This window comes from Escherichia sp. MOD1-EC4550 (assembly GCF_963876935.1).
GTDB lineage: Bacteria > Pseudomonadota > Gammaproteobacteria > Enterobacterales > Enterobacteriaceae > Escherichia > Escherichia coli_F.
Genome location: NZ_CAWNSE010000001.1, coordinates 225502 through 243166, shown reverse-complemented (window position 1 = coordinate 243166; position 17665 = coordinate 225502). Strand labels below are relative to the sequence as shown.

Annotated in this window: 15 protein-coding genes; 6 read left to right on the top strand and 9 right to left on the bottom strand. The window is 50.1% G+C overall.

Features of this window, described 5'->3' with window-relative positions:
* Positions 1-29 precede the first annotated feature (29 nt).
* From oxc to AACU19_RS01115, 3 genes are all read right to left on the bottom strand, one after another.
* Positions 30-1724: an oxalyl-CoA decarboxylase gene (gene oxc, locus AACU19_RS01125; protein WP_105277964.1), complete on the bottom strand. Its 1695-nt coding sequence runs from the start codon at positions 1722-1724 to the stop codon at positions 30-32.
* A 53-nt stretch (positions 1725-1777) separates the two neighbouring features.
* Entirely contained in the window at positions 1778-3028 is a 1251-nt protein-coding gene (frc, locus tag AACU19_RS01120; RefSeq protein ID WP_000106772.1) for a formyl-CoA transferase, read from the bottom strand.
* A gap of 513 nt (positions 3029-3541) precedes the next feature.
* Positions 3542-4174, bottom strand: a complete 633-nt coding sequence (locus AACU19_RS01115) for a YfdX family protein (RefSeq protein WP_000825617.1) — start codon at positions 4172-4174, stop codon at positions 3542-3544.
* 295 nt (positions 4175-4469) lie between these two features.
* Between AACU19_RS01115 and ypdI the strand changes: the two genes are divergently transcribed.
* On the top strand, positions 4470-4745 hold the full coding sequence (ypdI, locus tag AACU19_RS01110) for a colanic acid biosynthesis lipoprotein YpdI (protein WP_000867670.1): 276 nt from the start codon (positions 4470-4472) through the stop codon (positions 4743-4745).
* 76 nt (positions 4746-4821) lie between these two features.
* Here the strand turns inward: ypdI and AACU19_RS01105 are convergent, their stop codons facing one another.
* Positions 4822-5064 (bottom strand): YfdY family protein, encoded by a 243-nt coding sequence (locus tag AACU19_RS01105; RefSeq protein ID WP_000639883.1) that lies wholly within the window; start codon positions 5062-5064, stop codon positions 4822-4824.
* A gap of 352 nt (positions 5065-5416) precedes the next feature.
* Between AACU19_RS01105 and lpxP the strand changes: the two genes are divergently transcribed.
* Together lpxP and ypdK are read left to right on the top strand one after the other, a co-directional pair.
* Entirely contained in the window at positions 5417-6337 is a 921-nt protein-coding gene (gene lpxP / locus AACU19_RS01100; protein ID WP_105277963.1) for a kdo(2)-lipid IV(A) palmitoleoyltransferase, read from the top strand.
* A 354-nt stretch (positions 6338-6691) separates the two neighbouring features.
* Positions 6692-6763: a membrane protein YpdK gene (gene ypdK / locus AACU19_RS01095; protein WP_010723117.1), complete on the top strand. Its 72-nt coding sequence runs from the start codon at positions 6692-6694 to the stop codon at positions 6761-6763.
* Between the two features lie 64 nt (positions 6764-6827).
* Here ypdK and alaC read toward each other — a convergent pair whose 3' ends face one another.
* Positions 6828-8066 carry an alanine transaminase gene (alaC, locus tag AACU19_RS01090; protein ID WP_039020918.1) on the bottom strand — a complete coding sequence of 413 codons (1239 nt, stop codon included), beginning with the start codon at positions 8064-8066 and terminating at the stop codon, positions 6828-6830.
* Positions 8067-8442: 376 nt separating this feature from the next.
* Here alaC and ypdA point away from each other — a divergent pair, with 376 nt between their 5' ends.
* The 3 genes from ypdA to AACU19_RS01075 are packed head-to-tail and all read left to right on the top strand — an operon-like array spanning position 8443 to position 11758.
* Entirely contained in the window at positions 8443-10140 is a 1698-nt protein-coding gene (ypdA, locus tag AACU19_RS01085; RefSeq protein ID WP_000544359.1) for a two-component system sensor histidine kinase YpdA, read from the top strand.
* Positions 10141-10154: 14 nt separating this feature from the next.
* Positions 10155-10889, top strand: a complete 735-nt coding sequence (ypdB, locus tag AACU19_RS01080) for a two-component system response regulator YpdB (protein ID WP_001295458.1) — start codon at positions 10155-10157, stop codon at positions 10887-10889.
* A gap of 11 nt (positions 10890-10900) precedes the next feature.
* Positions 10901-11758, top strand: a complete 858-nt coding sequence (locus AACU19_RS01075) for an AraC family transcriptional regulator (protein ID WP_000648314.1) — start codon at positions 10901-10903, stop codon at positions 11756-11758.
* Between the two features lies 1 nt (position 11759).
* Here the strand turns inward: AACU19_RS01075 and ptsP are convergent, their stop codons facing one another.
* The 4 genes from ptsP to AACU19_RS01055 are packed head-to-tail and all read right to left on the bottom strand — an operon-like array spanning position 11760 to position 17664.
* Positions 11760-14255 carry a phosphoenolpyruvate--protein phosphotransferase gene (gene ptsP / locus AACU19_RS01070; protein WP_105277962.1) on the bottom strand — a complete coding sequence of 832 codons (2496 nt, stop codon included), beginning with the start codon at positions 14253-14255 and terminating at the stop codon, positions 11760-11762.
* A gap of 24 nt (positions 14256-14279) precedes the next feature.
* Complete coding sequence (gene ypdE, locus AACU19_RS01065) at positions 14280-15317, bottom strand: aminopeptidase (RefSeq protein ID WP_105277961.1); 1038 nt, start codon at positions 15315-15317, stop codon at positions 14280-14282.
* Positions 15317-16402, bottom strand: coding sequence for an aminopeptidase (gene ypdF, locus AACU19_RS01060; RefSeq protein ID WP_105277960.1), 1086 nt, complete (start codon positions 16400-16402; stop codon positions 15317-15319). Before ypdF ends, ypdE begins: the two co-directional genes overlap by 1 nt.
* Positions 16403-16416: 14 nt before the next feature.
* Positions 16417-17664: a PTS fructose transporter subunit IIC gene (locus tag AACU19_RS01055; protein ID WP_000985352.1), complete on the bottom strand. Its 1248-nt coding sequence runs from the start codon at positions 17662-17664 to the stop codon at positions 16417-16419.
* Between the last annotated feature and the right edge of the window lies 1 nt (position 17665).

The window sequence follows — 17665 nt, the reverse complement described above, 5'->3', positions numbered from 1 at the left end:
GAGTTGGCAAGAGGAGACGATGTCAGTATTTAATTACCAGCGACTTGTTTTGGGTTAAGTTTGGTAATATGGCCACTTTCAGTTCCTGCTGCTGGGTCGATGACCACATTAATAATGGTCGGTTTGCGCGACTGAATACCGGTGGTTAAAGCATGACGAAGTTCATCTGTCGTGGTGACGTTATATCCAACGCCACGAAATGCATCCATTAATTTGTCATACCTTGCATGGTGCAATAGATCTGTTGGTGATGGTGCACCAGCGCCACTGAGATCAACACCGTCTCCTCTGTAGATGCCGCCATTATTAAAAATAACGATTGTCACCGGCAGGTTATATCGACAAATCGTTTCAATCTCCATCCCACTGAAACCAAAAGCACTATCACCTTCAATGGCGACAACCGGAGAACCAGAGGTCACGCTAGCACCGATGGCATAGCCCATACCGATGCCCATGACACCCCATGTGCCACAATCCAGACGACGACGTGGTTTATACATATCAATAATATTTCGTGCATTATCCAGGGTATTTGCCCCTTCATTAACTAAATAAATATCCTGGTTCTCGCGCAATACATCGCGCACCGCACTCAATGCATTAAAGTAATTTAATGGTTGGGTATCTGTACTTAACTTTTCATGCATTTTTTGCGCATTTTGCTGCTTGTGGATATTTAAAATATCGCGCCACACCAGTGGAGTCGTAAATGTGTTTTGTTTCAGTTCTGCCAGCATACCGTGCATACTGGATGCAATATCGCCAACGACTGGCACAGCAATGGGGCGGTTGCTGTCAATTTCCTGCGGTTCTATATCCAGTTGAATAAACTGTGTATCTGCCGCCCATCCTTTTTTACCGTGCGCCAGTAACCAATTCAGTCGCGCCCCAACAAGCATGACAACATCAGCATTTGCCAGCGCAAACGAACGCGCAGCCGCCGCAGAAAGTGGATGCGTATCTTCCAGGACCCCTTTCGCCATAGACATTGGCAGGAATGGAATCTGGGTACTTTCAATAAACTCACGAAGCTGCTCATCAGCTTGTGAATACGCCGCGCCTTTACCAAGGATAATTAATGGCCGTTCTGCTTTTGCTAACAGCGAAATTGCACTAGTGACTGACTTCGGGCATGGCAATAACGCTGGCGATGGGTTTTCAACTTTAACAATAGTGGCTAATGCCTCGTCTTTTTCCATCGTCGCAGCCAGGACATTTGCTGGCAAATCAAGATAAACACCGCCAGGGCGACCCGAAACGGAGACCCGGATAGCGCGTGCCAACGCAATGCCAAGATCCTGCGGCTGGTTAACGCGGAATGCCGCTTTGGCATAGGGTTTTGCCGCATTCATTTGGTCCAGCTCTTCATAATCACCTTGCTGGAGATCAACGATCGCGCGATCGCTGGAGCCGCTGATCATGATCATCGGAAAACCATTTACTGTTGCGTTGGCCAATGCGGTCAAACCATTGAGGAATCCTGGCGCAGAAACGGTCAGGCAGATCCCTGGCTTTTGGGTAAGAAAACCGCTTGCCGCAGCCGCATAGCCTGCAGATTGCTCATGACGAAAACCAATATAACGAATGCCTTCCGCCTGGGCATGGCGCGCCATATCCGTCACAGGAATACCTACAACACCATAAATAGTGTCAATATTATTCTGTTTTAATGCTTCAACGATGATATGCATACCATCTGTCATTTGAAGTTGATCTGACATGATTAATAACCTCGAAATTTTTATAAATTGGGAGCCAGAAGCCCCCGTTAATATCAGATGGCGTGGTTTTGCTTCATTGCAGCAATTTCATCGTCGCTATAACCCAGCTCCTGCAATACAGCAGCGGTATGTTCACCTAATAGCGGCGCAGCTTTAATATCCGGCGTAAAGGCAGAGAATTTCATTGGACAACCAACTGTCAGATATTTTCCACGCAACGGTTGTTCCACTTCGACAACACTGCCACTTTGGCGCAAAGAGGGATCAAGTGAAATTTCTTTCATACTTAATACCGGTGCACAAGGAATATCAAACTGAGTCAAATAGGCCACCGCTTCATGTTTATCAATAGTGACAGTGTATTTTTCGATTTCAGCAAAAATATCGAAAATATGTGGCTGTCGGGCATGAGCTGTACTGTATGCCGGATCGGTAATCCATTCTGGTTTGCCGATAGCTTTACAGGTGTTTTCCCAGTTTTGCTCCTGAATAGTGAAATAAATATAGGCGTTAGGATCGGTTTCCCAGCCTTTACATTTCAGGATCCAGCCAGGCTGACCGCCACCACCCGCATTACCACCGCGTGGTACTGCGTCGCCAAATGTGCCATTCGGATACTGCGGGTATTCTTCCAGATAACCCAGCTTATCGAGGCGCTGCTGGTCACGTAATTTCACGCGGCAAAGGTTCAACACGGCATCCTGCATTGACATGGTAACTCGTTGCCCACGCCCCGTTTTTTCGCGATGCAGCAAAGCAGCAAGTAAACCGATCAGCAAATGCATTCCGGTGTTGCTGTCACCCAACGCTGCAGCGCTTACCAGCGGCGGGCCGTCCCAAAAACCCGTAGTGGATGCCGCGCCACCCGCTGCCTGAGCAACGTTTTCATAGGCTTTTACATTCACATAAGGCGAACACTCATCAAACCCTTTGATCGAACCAAAAATCAGACGTGGGTTGATTTCCTGAATATGCTCCCAGGTGAAGCCCATGTGATCAATAGCCCCTGGATGAAAGTTCTCGACCAAGATATCAGCTTCGCGGATCAGCTTTTCCATTACCTCTTTGCCTTCCGCTGTTTTGGTATTTAATTCAATAGAACGTTTGTTGCTGTTAAGCATGGTGAAGTAAAGTGCATCGATATCAGGAATATCTCGCAGCTGGCGACGCGTTACGTCACCAACGCCGGGACGTTCAATTTTAATGACGTCAGCGCCAAACCACGCCAGCATCTGAGTACAAGATGGGCCAGATTGCACACCGGTGAAATCGAGAACTTTAATTCCTTGAAGTGGAGTTGACATAGCAATACCTATTAGTTAATTAAATATATGTTAATTTAGCGTTTATTTAAGGCATAACGCCCTCTATAAATAATCCGCAAAATATCGTCGTAGCTGCACTCGATATTTTTAAATTCCTGTATCAAGTGCTGAAAATCATTTCATCGCCACTTCCAATTCCTTTTTGCATGGTAAGTAGTGAGGACGAAAAGAAGAATATGATAAATATTGGTTTGCGGTAATCAGAGAGAGCCGCGACATTTGTGATGTTATTCTTACAACTGTAAGAAGCGATTGTGATTTACAGTTAGGGAAATGATTACGATTTTTAAATCGTACCATAAAACATAACATAAACAATGATTTCGTGATGACACGGGATTATTGATGTTTACTTTGAGGAATAGAAAATGCGTGTTTATAGAACCGCGAGCGCCAAATAATTTTATGACCACAATCGGTCGTATTGTGGTCATAAAAAATTGTCGCCTGGAGGGAGTAAAATCTTTTACTTCAATATGCTGCCTGTCAGCATTAGTTCACAAACAGTGCTTCGCTATCGACGATGATTCCATCTTCCGCACCTTTAAGCGCCAGGTTTGCCTCGTAGTATTGCTTTTTATCAAGCAGTTTCTGCGCATCAGCAAGTGCATTACGAGTCTGTTTAAGCGGCATCAGATATTGGTTTTCCATTACGCCAACACCGGCCAGGCGAAGCTCTTCCATTGCGCCCTTTTTATCCCCTTTCGCCATTTTTTCATTCGCAATTTTTATCGCTGCTTCTTTTTCTGGTGTCGCTACATAACTCTCAGAAATTCCGACAGATGCATTAATGACAATATATTGGTCATCATTGATATTGGTCTTTTTACCTGGCTTAGCGAACTTTGCCCATTCAGTACTGTCATCTGACAGCAAAGCGGAAGCTTCATTGGTCAGTTCTTTTGCCTTTTCCGGATCGCCATGAAACAGAGCCAGGCGCGCTACCTGCACGTCACGCATCGCATATAAACCCTGTTCAGAGATACGCTCTGCTGCTACCGTTTTCTGGGTTTGCTGAACTTGCTGAGTTTGCTGTTGTGCTGCTACCGGTGCATTATCAGCAGCCCATACAGTTGAAGATGCCAGAACTGCTGTGACCATCGTAGCCATAATTAAACGTTTCATACTTACCTCATTCTTTAACAGTTTTAGAAAACGCCGCCATCATATTGGGTGAGCATGAAATGAGAAATCAGAGAGCAACGGTCATTTTGAAAGGGTTATCTTACAGTTGTAGTTATTATCGCAAGAAGTATTTTAGTCTTACAATTGTAGGAATATGCTTCCTGTCGCAGAGAACTATTCTTATATACCACAAAGAGATGTCATTTATTATATCGATGTAAATACTGATTAATTAAATGTAAATACAGCCATAACATCGTAGGTTCTCAGTGAGCCATTCTCAGGATAACTTTCTATGAAAGTAAACTTAATGCTTTTTAGCTTATTCTTATTGGTCTCTATTATGGCATGCAATGTTTTTGCATTTTCCATTTCTGGTGGTGGAAGTGAGACGAGCTATAAAGAGACAGAAAAAACGTCAGTGATGACGACAACTCATTCTACAAAACTTCAACCATCACAGGCGATTTTGTTTAAGATGAGAGAAGATGCGCCACCATTAAATCTCACAGAAGACATCACGCCCCCTTTTCCGACAAAGGCGAATTATCTTATTCATCCTGTGCGATAGCGTCTGTCACATGGCAGGTGAACAATCATATCTGTTGATGATGTGAGCACCTGCCCAAATGATCCATCCTGAACTACTACCGCCTGCCATACCCCACCATAAAGCGAATCATCAAGCCACAAGCCGGGGCAAGAAACATAAATATCCCCGTCACTAGTTCATTACCGCCAGTTAACCACATGGTGAAGTAGTAAATGAGTGCAGCGAGGATCACCATGCCGAAGAAAGAAGAGACCGCCGAGACCACGTTCAGTACCTGACCGATGTATCCGCTTACGCAGACAATACACAGGGCGAGAAACATCCATAAATAAATCATAGCTCAACCTCCTGCCGCGCTAAAAAACCTGTAACTTCAGTCACTTTAATAGTAAGACAATCCTTAACCTCTGGCAATTTTTGCTAAGCATCAATGAAAACAGCACGTTAAATGCAACGCTATTGCGTGCGGAAAATTTTTTACTTTGCACGATTAATAATCAGTAGATGAAAGCAGTCAGCCAGTGATAAAGTAGAGCCACCGCATTCATGCTCCTCGTGGTTATGTCCTGACTAGTCTTTACACTCTTTACAGGAACCATTGTCGTACATGATGGCCCAATCAATTGAGTGTACCGCTGTCGACATGGAATCTTCTGCGATACAACAATTCGTATCTACAGAAGGTAACTATGTTTCCAAAATGCAAATTTTCCCGCGAGTTTCTACATCCTCGCTACTGGATCACGTGGTTTGGGCTTGGTGTACTCTGGCTTTGGGTACAGCTTCCTTACCCTGTTCTCTGTTTTCTCGGCACGCGTATCGGCACGATGGCGCGACCATTCCTGAAACGTCGTGAATCTATCGCCCGTAAGAACCTGGAACTTTGTTTCCCACAGCATTCTGCTGAAGAGCGCGAGAAGATGATTGCCGAAAACTTTCGTTCACTCGGCATGGCGCTGGTAGAAACCGGCATGGCATGGTTCTGGCCCGACAGTCGCGTACGTAAATGGTTTGATGTTGAAGGGCTGGATAACCTCAAACGCGCACAACTGCAAAATCGTGGCGTGATGGTTGTCGGCGTCCATTTTATGTCGCTGGAATTGGGCGGCCGCGTGATGGGACTATGTCAGCCAATGATGGCCACCTATCGTCCGCATAATAATCAGCTGATGGAATGGGTGCAGACCCGTGGTCGCATGCGCTCTAACAAAGCGATGATCGGCAGAAATAATCTGCGCGGTATTGTCGGTGCGCTGAAGAAAGGTGAAGCGGTATGGTTTGCTCCCGATCAGGATTATGGTCGTAAAGGCAGCTCCTTCGCGCCGTTCTTTGCGGTGGAAAATGTCGCCACAACCAATGGTACGTATGTCCTTTCACGTCTCTCTGGCGCAGCCATGTTAACCGTAACGATGGTAAGAAAAGCGGATTACAGCGGATATCGTTTGTACATCACCCCAGAGATGGAAGGCTACCCGGCAGATGAAAATCAAGCCGCTGCCTATATGAACAAGATTATCGAGAAAGAGATCATGCGCGCGCCGGAGCAGTACCTCTGGATCCACCGTCGCTTTAAAACGCGCCCGGTGGGTGAATCGTCGTTATACATTTAACAAACTGCTCTTACTCTTTCCCTCCTCAAATCAGCCATAATAACCTCATGGTTTTTATGGTTTTTTTCTTAAGGTTTTTTCCTTCGCTGAATCTCTAATTATTACCGTCAGAAATTAAACTGTCGCCGATATGAGACACCTGTAAGTTACTAAAAGTAAATAAGAAAATGCCTCTTGTCTCGTTTCAGTTTTAGGCGTACATTAGCGCCGTCTCGAGCAGTTTAGCTCAGAATTCTGGGGTGATGCCCACGGTAAAATACGGACTTTCAATGTCGTTTTGCCCGGTGTCAACTCACTGTATCAGGTGTAATGAAGTCATTCAGGCGTAACAGTAATTACGCGGAGAGATGTAAAGTGAAATATTTCTTTATGGGCATTTCTTTTATGGTCATCGTTTGGGCCGGTACTTTTGCCCTGATGATCTAAAAGCAAACTGTGCAATGAAAAACAGGAGCCATCTGGCTCCTGTTTGCATTTCTGGCGATGGTGTTTATTCCGCGTTTTCGTGAATATGTTTGCTGCTGGCGGGTAGTAAACCGTCGGCACGGAACATCGCTTTAATTCCACGAATCGCCTGGCGAATACGATCGCGGTTTTCAATCAGCGCAAAGCGAACATGGGTGTCGCCGTAGTCGCCAAAGCCAATCCCTGGAGAGACACAGACCTTCGCTTCGTTAAGCAGTTTCTTGGCAAATTCCAGTGAGCCCATGGCCGCATATGGTTCCGGGATTTTCGCCCAGACATACATCGAAGCCTTCGGCATTTCGACCATCCAGCCCGCTTCATGCAGCCCTTTAACCAGTACATCACGGCGGCGTTTGTACTGTTCGGCAATATCGCGCACGCACTGTTGATCGCCCTCCAGTGCCGCAATCGCCGCCACCTGCAACGGCGTAAAGGTGCCGTAATCGTGATAGCTTTTAATACGTGACAACGCGCTGACCAGCGTTTTGTTACCGACCATAAAGCCGATACGCCAGCCCGCCATGTTGTAGCTTTTCGACAGCGTAAAGAACTCTACCGCCACATCGCGTGCACCTGGCACCTGCATGATTGACGGCGCTTTCCAGCCATCGTAGACGATATCGGCATAGGCCAGGTCATGGACCACCAGCACATCGTAGCGTTTCGCCAGCGCCACAACCTTCTCAAAGAATTCCAGTTCCACGCATTGCGCGGTTGGGTTCGACGGGAAGCCGAGGATCATCATCTTCGGTTTCGGATAACTTTCGCGAATGGCGCGTTCCAGTTCGTTGAAGAAATCGACACCTTCCACCAGCGGCACTGAGCGTACCTGCGCCCCGGCAATCACCGCGCCGTAAATATGAATCGGGTAGCTTGGATTAGGCACCAGTACAGTGTCACCGTGATCCAGCGTCGCCAGCATCAGATGCGCCAGCCCCTCTTTCGAGCCAATGGTGACGATAGCCTCTGATTCCGGGTCGATCTCGACGTCGTAACGATCCTGATACCAGCGGGAAATGGCGCGACGTAACCGCGGAATACCACGCGAGGTGGAATAACCATGCGTGTCCGGTCGCTGGGCCACCGTACATAATTTTTCGACGATATGCGGCGGGGTCGCACCGTCCGGGTTACCCATACTGAAATCGATAATATCTTCGCCGCGCCGACGCGCAGCCATTTTCAGTTCAGCGGTAATGTTAAAAACGTAGGGTGGGAGACGATCAATACGCGTAAAGCGACGTTCAGGGCGAGTGTCAGCCATAATTTCCTCAGATTAACGTTAGCGCCCGGACCGTCCGAGCGACGCTGCCACGATGGTGGCTGTTTTGAAAATAGCCTGATTAATTTCTGTCTGTCCAGCGTTTTAGAACATTTTTATCAATGGCTTTAAATGAGGAACTCCACTTCAAAAACAGGAAATTTATCTACGCTAACAAGAAAATTACCACTCATTTTATTAACATTATAATTTCAATAAATTTACCAGCCAGATGTGCATTATCAAGAGATGCATTGCTAATACACCATTTATCTTTCAATCCCCTTTTAAAGTTGTGGTTTTTCCTCAAAAACGGCCTGCTGGTCATCAGCCTTCAGGTTACCTATCATAGAGGTTTAATCCTTATTCAGAGTCACCCGTGCACGAAATATTCAACATGCTGCTGGCGGTCTTCGATCGGGCAGCGTTAATGCTTATCTGCCTGTTCTTTCTCATCCGTATCCGCCTGTTTCGCGAACTGTTGCACAAGTCGGCGCACTCCCCAAAAGAGCTGCTCGCCGTTACCGCCATTTTCTCGCTGTTCGCCCTGTTCAGCACCTGGTCCGGCGTGCCCGTAGAAGGCTCGCTGGTTAATGTGCGTATTATCGCGGTGATGTCAGGCGGGATTCTGTTTGGCCCGTGGGTAGGCATCATTACCGGTGTGATTGCGGGTATTCACCGTTATTTAATTGACATCGGCGGCGTGACGGCAATTCCGTGCTTTATCACCAGTATTCTCGCGGGTTGCATATCAGGCTGGATCAACCTGAAAATCCCTAAAGCACAGCGCTGGCGCGTCGGTATTCTCGGCGGCATGTTATGTGAAACGTTGACCATGATTCTGGTGATTGTCTGGGCACCAACTACCGCGTTGGGGATCGATATCGTCTCTAAAATCGGGATTCCAATGATCCTCGGTAGCGTCTGTATCGGCTTTATTGTGCTGCTGGTGCAAAGCGTTGAGGGCGAAAAAGAGGCCAGCGCCGCGCGGCAGGCCAAGCTGGCGCTGGATATCGCCAACAAAACGCTGCCGCTGTTTCGCCATGTCAATAGCGAGTCATTACGCAAAGTTTGTGAAATTATCCGCGATGATATTCACGCCGATGCGGTAGCGATTACCAACACCGATCATGTGCTGGCCTATGTTGGCGTAGGTGAACACAACTATCAGAATGGCGATGACTTCATTAGCCCAACAACGCGTCAGGCAATGAATTACGGAAAAATCATTATTAAAAATAATGATGAAGCCCACCGCACGCCAGAGATTCATTCGATGCTGGTGATCCCATTGTGGGAGAAAGGCGTGGTGACAGGAACACTGAAAATTTACTACTGCCACGCACATCAGATCACCTCGTCATTACAGGAAATGGCGGTCGGTCTGTCGCAAATCATCTCCACCCAACTGGAGGTTTCACGCGCCGAGCAACTACGTGAAATGGCAAATAAGGCAGAGCTTCGCGCTCTGCAAAGCAAAATTAATCCCCATTTCCTGTTTAATGCTCTGAATGCTATCTCATCGTCGATCCGTCTGAATCCGGATACCGCTCGCCAGCTGATCTTTAATCTGTCGCGTTATCTGCGCTATAACATTGAATTAAAAGACGATGAGCAAATCGATATCAAAAAAGAGCTGTATCAAATTAAAGACTATATTGCCATTGAGCAGGCCCGCTTTGGCGACAAGCTGACGGTTATCTATGATATTGATGAAGAGGTCAATTGCTGCATTCCCAGCCTGCTGATCCAGCCGTTGGTGGAAAACGCCATTGTCCACGGTATTCAGCCTTGCAAAGGTAAAGGCGTTGTCACCATCAGCGTTGCAGAGTGCGGTAATCGGGTACGCATTGCGGTGCGAGATACCGGGCACGGCATCGATCCAAAAGTCATTGAGCGGGTCGAAGCGAACGAAATGCCGGGCAATAAAATTGGCCTGCTGAATGTCCATCATCGCGTGAAGTTGTTATATGGCGAGGGGCTGCATATTCGTCGTCTGGAGCCTGGGACGGAAATCGCATTTTACATTCCTAACCAACGCACCCCTGTCGCCTCACAGGCTACGTTATTGCTTTGAGCCGGAGTGATATTGTGAAAGTCATCATTGTTGAAGACGAATTCCTGGCACAACAGGAACTGAGCTGGCTGATTAAAGAGCACAGCCAGATGGAGATTGTCGGCACCTTTGACGATGGTCTGGACGTGTTGAAGTTTTTGCAGCATAACCGCGTCGACGCCATTTTTCTGGATATCAATATTCCGTCGCTGGATGGCGTGTTGCTGGCGCAAAACATCAGCCAGTTTGCCCATAAACCGTTTATTGTGTTCATCACTGCGTGGAAAGAACATGCGGTAGAAGCGTTTGAGCTGGAGGCGTTTGACTACATTCTCAAACCGTATCAGGAATCACGCATTACAGGAATGCTGCAAAAGCTGGAAGCAGCCTGGCAGCAACAGCAAACCAGCAGTACGCCTGCCGCAACGGTAACGCGTGAGAATGACACCATTAATCTGGTGAAAGATGAGCGAATCATCGTCACGCCCATTAACGATATCTATTACGCCGAAGCGCACGAGAAAATGACCTTTGTCTATACGCGGCGTGAATCCTACGTAATGCCAATGAACATTACTGAGTTTTGCAGCAAGCTGCCGCCGTCACATTTTTTCCGCTGCCATCGCTCATTTTGTGTCAATCTGAACAAAATCCGCGAAATCGAACCGTGGTTTAATAACACCTACATTCTGCGACTGAAAGATCTGGATTTTGAAGTACCGGTCAGCCGTAGCAAAGTAAAAGAATTCAGGCAGTTAATGCATCTGTAATCGGGATTTTCATGAAAGCAACAGGCTTGCCCGCCGATCAACAATTTTTCGCCGATCTGTTCAGCGGCCTGGTGCTTAACCCGCAACTACTGGGGCGCGTCTGGTTTGCCAGCCAGCCGGCCTCGTTGCCGGTGGGCAGTTTATGTATTGATTTTCCCCGTCTGGATATCGTGCTGCGCGGCGAATACGGCAATCTGCTGGAAGCAAAGCAGCAACATATAGTGGAAGGAGAAATGCTGTTTATTCCTGCGCGCGCGGCTAATTTACCGGTCAACAACAAACCGGTAATGCTGTTAAGTCTGGTGTTCGCGCCGACCTGGCTTGGTTTATCGTATTACGATAGCCGCACCACGTCGTTGTTGCATCCGGTTCGCCAGATCCAACTTCCCAGCCTGCAACGCGGCGAAGGTGAAGCAATGCTTACTGCCCTCACCCATCTTAGCCGTTCGCCGCTGGAGCAGAATATCATTCAGCCGCTGGTGTTAAGTTTGCTGCATCTTTGCCGCAACGTGGTGAATATGCCGCCGGGTAATTCGCAGCCGCGCGGCGATTTTCTCTATCACAGCATTTGTAACTGGGTTCAGGATAATTATGCCCAGCCGCTCACCCGTGAGAACGTGGCGCAGTTTTTTAATATCACGCCCAATCATCTGTCAAAACTGTTTGCGCAGCATGGAACAATGCGTTTTATCGAATATGTGCGTTGGGTGCGAATGGCGAAGGCGAGGATGATTTTGCAGAAATATCATCTGTCGATTCATGAAGTGGCGCAGCGTTGCGGCTTTCCGGACAGCGACTATTTTTGTCGCGTCTTCCGGCGTCAGTTTGGCCTGACACCGGGAGAGTACAGCGCCCGTTTTCAGGGCTAATTTAAAAGGCTAATTCTGTTTCCAGCAGCGTCAGGATGCTTTGTGCATCTTGCGCGGCAAACAACGACTGGCGGAAGTTTTTATTCACCAGTTTACGCGCCAGCTGCGAGAAGACTTTCACATGATTCATCCCTTCGTTAGCGCCCAGCGTCAGCATAATCACCAGTTCGACTTCGCCCATTTCTGACTGCCAGTCAACCGGTTTCACCAACCGGGCAATGCTGATACTGGAATGACGGATCCACTGAGATTTGGTGTGCGGGATCGCCACGCCAAAACCAACGCCAGTAGTGACAATCTCTTCCCGCTGCCAGACATCCTCTTCCAGCTCAAACGGATGTTCAGTACGCCCGTTAACGCCAAGGTTGCCGCACAGGAACTGGATCGCCTGCTCTTTATTGCTAAACGCCTGATCAACGAAGATATTCTCCAGCGCCAGCAGCGGGCGAACGTCTTCTTCCGGCGTAAAGGCGGTGAGTAACGCTTCAATTTCCTGCGCACTGCGGCATTCACATGCCTGACGAGCCAATTCCCGACACGCCTCGCTATCCAGTTGACGAAGCTGGCTTTTCACCGCCGGAATACGCGGGCTACTCATACTCAGCTCATCCAGGCCCAGTCCAAGCAGTAGCGGCAGATAACGACTTTCACCGCCCAGTTCACCGCAAATACCTACCCATTTGCCGCGCTGATGCGCAGTGGTAACAATCTGCTGCAACATGCGCAGGAACGATGGCGTAATCGGGTTATACAGCGGCGATACGCGCGGGTTATTACGATCGACCGCATACAGATACTGGGTCATATCGTTAGAACCGATACTGAAGAAATCGACCTCATCGCAGAAGTGGTCGATGATGTAGCACACCGACGGTACTTCCACCATGATACCCAGCGTAATCGACTCTGCATGACGCAGACCATCGCGCTTAAGCTCAACGTTCGCTTTTTGGATCTCACCCTTCACCCATAAGATCTGATCGAGGCTGTGAACCATCGGGATCATCAGCTGGGCGTTGCCGAAACTGGCGGCACGCAAAATAGCCCGCAGTTGAGTGCGGAACAGGCCAGCAAATTCCGGGTAAATTCGTACCGCACGATAGCCGAGGAACGGGTTCTCTTCCTGGGGAATGTTGAGGTAAGGAATGCTTTTATCGCCGCCGATGTCCATCGTGCGGAAAATAATCGGCTTGTCGCCCGCCGCCAGTAGCACCTGTTGGTATGCTTCAAACTGTTCCTGTTCGTCCGGCGCACTGTCGCGATCCATATAGAGCATTTCAGTACGGAACAGCCCGACGCCTTCCGCACCGTTGGCAAATGCACCAGGCGCTTCCAGAGCGGTACCAATATTCGCCGCGATATCAATGCGCTTGTTATCACGGGAATAGGCCAGCTGCGCGGCGGCCTGCGCCTGTTGTTTCTGGCGTTTATCCGCCAGCGTCTGCGCAACCTGATAATAACCGCTCACCGCGTCATCAGGATTAATAGCCAGCACGCCGCACTGGGCGTCAAGCACCGCCGGTTGCCCGGCATAGCGAGCAATGGCATCCAGTGGCAGGCCGCTCAGTACCGGGATCGCCGAGGCACGGGCCAGAATCAGGGTATGCGAGGTGCGCCCGGTTTTCTCCAGAATCATGCCCGCAAGATTTTTTAAATTGAGGCTCAAAAACTGGCTAGGGGTTAAATCTTCTGCCACCAGAATGGTCGGTTTTTCGAGCACCAGATTATTACGCGGCTTCAGTTCCGGCCAGGTGATATGCAGCAATTGTTCGCTGATATCACGAATGTCGCTGACCCGCTCGCGCAGATAATCGCTGGCAGAGGCAGAAAGCTTGGCGCAAACCTGCTCCATATTGCTGATGATCGCCGCCCCCAGCCCCTGATGCTGTTCTGCCATCAGGCGACGGATATTCCCTGCAAATTCATCATCCTGAATCAGCGATAAATGGGCGCTGAGGATAGTTTTGCTTTCGCCGTCACGCTCGCGCAACTGCTGGTTCAGTTGCTCGGCAAGCGTTGCCAGGCTGTGTTCCAGCCAGGTGGAGTCTTGCGCACTGGCCGGGATTGCCCGATAACTGTCGAGGCTGTTGCTCTGTAACAGGGTAAGCGTACCCACGCCGACGCCGCTTGCCAGCACATTGCCGTACAGTAAATCCGGGTTAAGGCGGCTTAATGAACGCGGCAGCGGATGCGCCGTCAGTTCTGCCTGCGTCGGCTGGACGCTGTCACTGTCGATAAAGCGCACCTGGATGTACTCTTCCAGCACTCGCCGCGCCTGCTCTTCATCGCTACCGCTAATGTTCAGGCTGCAACTGTCATTAAATAAAGTGCCTGTGCCAATCAGCGCCAGCGAGCTTTTGGCATCGGCCTTTGCGTTCTGGCGATGGTTGATGAAGGTGATTTCGCTTTGCCACTGGCTGCACTGTTCTTTAAGTTCCCACGCCGGACGAGCATGTAGACCGTTAGGCAAAGGACAGAGAAATTGAATCGTTAACATAACCGCTCCGGGTTAATCAGGAGATCATCTGAAATCCGTCAGTAGAACAACCGTCTCACGCGTAAGACGTTGAATAAGGGCAGATAAAAGCTGCTGCATCTGCAAAATGTCGCGGCAGTCGGCAATCGATGCGGCGCAATGTCCGTGGCGGGTTGCTGGCCCCATCACCACTGTGGGTACGCCAGTGCCGGTTAAATGCACCGCCCCGCCGTCCGTTCCGCCGTTGCTGAACATATCGGCCTGCAACGGCACGCCAATTTCTGCCGCCACGGTTTCGATCCACGCGGTAAGTTTTGGCGGCGCAATCAGCGACTTGTCGCTTAACACCAGCATCGGGCCGTTACCAATCTGGCGATGGTTAGCCGCGCCATAATCAAAGTTTTTCGCCCAGCAGGCGGTATCAAGCACAATGGCGATGTCCGGCGACACCGCGCGGGTGGCGGTTTGCCCGCCGCGTAATCCCACCTCTTCGCTGGAACTTGCCACCAGCCACACTTCCGCAGGCAGCTCGGCGTTGTGCAGCTCACGTAGTAACGTCACCAGCAGGTAGCAACCGAGGCGGTCATCAAAGGCTTTACCCATCACTCGCTGGTGAGGGAGAACCTGAAAAGTGGTATCAAACGTGACACGATCGCCCGGACGAATACCTGCCTGCATCACTTCGTCATACGAGCGCGCACCAATGTCCACGCGCATGGCGCTGACGTCATTCCCCTGCCGGTCGCCATCGAGCAAACCGGGAATTTTGCACTCTTCACGAGTAGTGATCCGTACTGGCTGAAGCTGGCGGGCAGCCATGCGCACATTGCCAACTGGCAGGACATCAATCGCCCCTTCGCGGGAGATGCTACGCACCATAAATCCCACTTCGTCCATATGCGCACAGATCATCACCTTCGGACCTGTCGATTCATTGAGGCGGATCAGCACCGCTCCCAGACCATCAAATCGCACCTCCTTTTGCAGGCGATCCGCTTCTTCCAGCAGGATCTGCCGCACTTCCTGTTCCGAGGAGGCGATCGCATCTGCCTCGCTCAACGCTTTTAATAACGATAAATCCATTATGCCTCTCCCGTGAGCAACACTGTTTTCGGCATGGCGTAGAGCACTTCTGCGCCTTGCGGGGTGACCAGCACAACATCTTCGATGCGCACGCCCCCTTGCCCTGGCAAATAAATCCCCGGCTCCACGGTCAGTAACATCCCTGGCTGTAGCGTCGTGGTGTCCCGCGGTGAAAAACGCGGCTCTTCATGGACTTCAATGCCGATGGCATGACCAGTGTTGTGACCAAAATAGTCACCATAACCGGCTTCTGTAATGATCCGGCGCGCGGCGTCGTCAACCTGTTGGCAGCGCACGCCGGGGCGAATCGCGGAGATTGCCGCGAGCTGTGCCTGCAGGACAATGTTATACACATCAAACAGTGGGTGAGATTCGGCGCTCACCCCTTCGCCATTCACCAGCAAGGTGCGCGTCATATCAGAGCAGTAGCCCTGATACAGCGCACCGAAATCGAGAGTGACAAACTCGCCCGCTGCAACAATCTTGTCGCTGGCTTTGCCGTGCGGCAGCGCCCCACGCCAGCCGCTGGCGACAATGGTGTCAAAAGAGGCTTTTTCTGCGCCCTGCTGGCGCATAAACCACTCCAGTTCAGCGGCTATCTCGCATTCGCTCATCCCCGCCTGAATAAAGCGGCGAATATGCTCTGCACCGCGATCGGCAATCCCACAGGCGAGGCGGATTTTCTCCACCTCCTCTGGCGTTTTGATTTGCCGCAGCACATCCGGCGTGGCGCTTACCAGTTTCGCATTGAGTTCAGCCTGCCAGCGGTGCGCGGTTTCCCAACTCACCTGCTGGCCTTCAAAACCGAGCGTTTGCAGCTGTTCATCGGCAATGATTTGCCTGACGATGGTTGCAAGCGTGTGCGTCGCATCAAGCAAATGCATCTGGTAGCCTTGCGTACGGGCTTCCACATCCGCGTAATAGCGCGAATCCACCAGAATGTGCGCACTTTCACGGCTAATCACCACATAGCCTGATCCGGTGGAGATCCCCAGATGCGGTTGTTTGTTCTGCCGTGAGGAGAGAAGCACCGCATCCAGTTGTTGCGCCTTAAGCCAGTCGCGCAGCGAAGCGAGTAATGTCATCAGGATTGTCCTTCTTACAGGCTATCGATTAACAATTTGCCTTTACGGAACATCATCAGACGCAGGAACACCACCATCAGCGCAGTAATGATTGCTCCCAGCGCGATCCCCGCCATATAGACACCGAGGTTAGTGACCAGCGGCCATGCCCAGATAGCAGATTCCGGGAACCATTGAACTGCACCCAGCCAGACTGCGGCGGTTGAGCCGACAATCGCGCCAACCATATAGGACGGAATAGCGGTGATGGGGCTTTCCAGCGCAAACGGAATCGCACCCTCACTGATCCCCATAAAGGCAAGGAACATGGCGGTTTTACCCTGCGGATAAAGCTGAGCGTTGAACAGGCGTTTGCCGGTTAAACGACGGTCAATAATGGTCGCCAGACCCAGACCAATCGGTGGAATAACGATAGCGATAGAACGTGCGGTGACCGGTAATACGTGATCAGTGGTAAAGCTAAAGGCAACGAAACCTGCGGCTTTGTTGATCGGGCCACCGAGGTCGATGGCGGTCGCTGCTGCGATACCCATCGCATACATCAGCGCGCCCTTCTCACCCGCGGCGGTCAGCACGGTACGGATACCACCGTTAATCCAGCCACCAAAGGGGGTGATGACGTAGTACATCGCCAGCATGACAAAAATGGCGGAAAGAATCGGTAGCAAAAATGTGGTTTTGAACGCTAACAGGAAATCCGGTAACTGGATTTTCTGGTTCATCCACTTCACAAGGTAACCCGCAACGATAGAAATAATCAGGGCACCAATGAAGGTGGACGGCACCGGCGAAGAGGTCGCCCATTGCATCGTGCTGGGATCGAAGTTCAGCAGTTGCGTAGGCTGGGTAGACATCAAGCCGCCGATAAAACCAGCCGGGAACGCCAGTTTGCCGCCGATGGAGTTCGCCACAAAAGCGGCAAACATCGGTATGGCAAAGCCAAACAGCACGCCACCAAAGGACTGTGACAGCCAGGCAAACTTCAGTAAGGAGAGGTCGAAACCGGAGAATTTCCCGCTATTAAGAGCATCCATAATGCCGATATCAGCAGGAATTTTAAGCCAGCTATAAGCAATCAGCTGGCTGAAAGCGAGGATCACACCGCCCATAATTAAGGTCGGCACCATGCGTGAAATCCCTGACATCACATGCTGCGGGAGTTCACCCCAGAAGCTGGTTTTAGAGGCCTGCGGATTCTTAACTGCCGCTGCCGCACCGGATGCGCCAGGCACAACGGTTGCACTGCGTTTTTTAATGGCCATA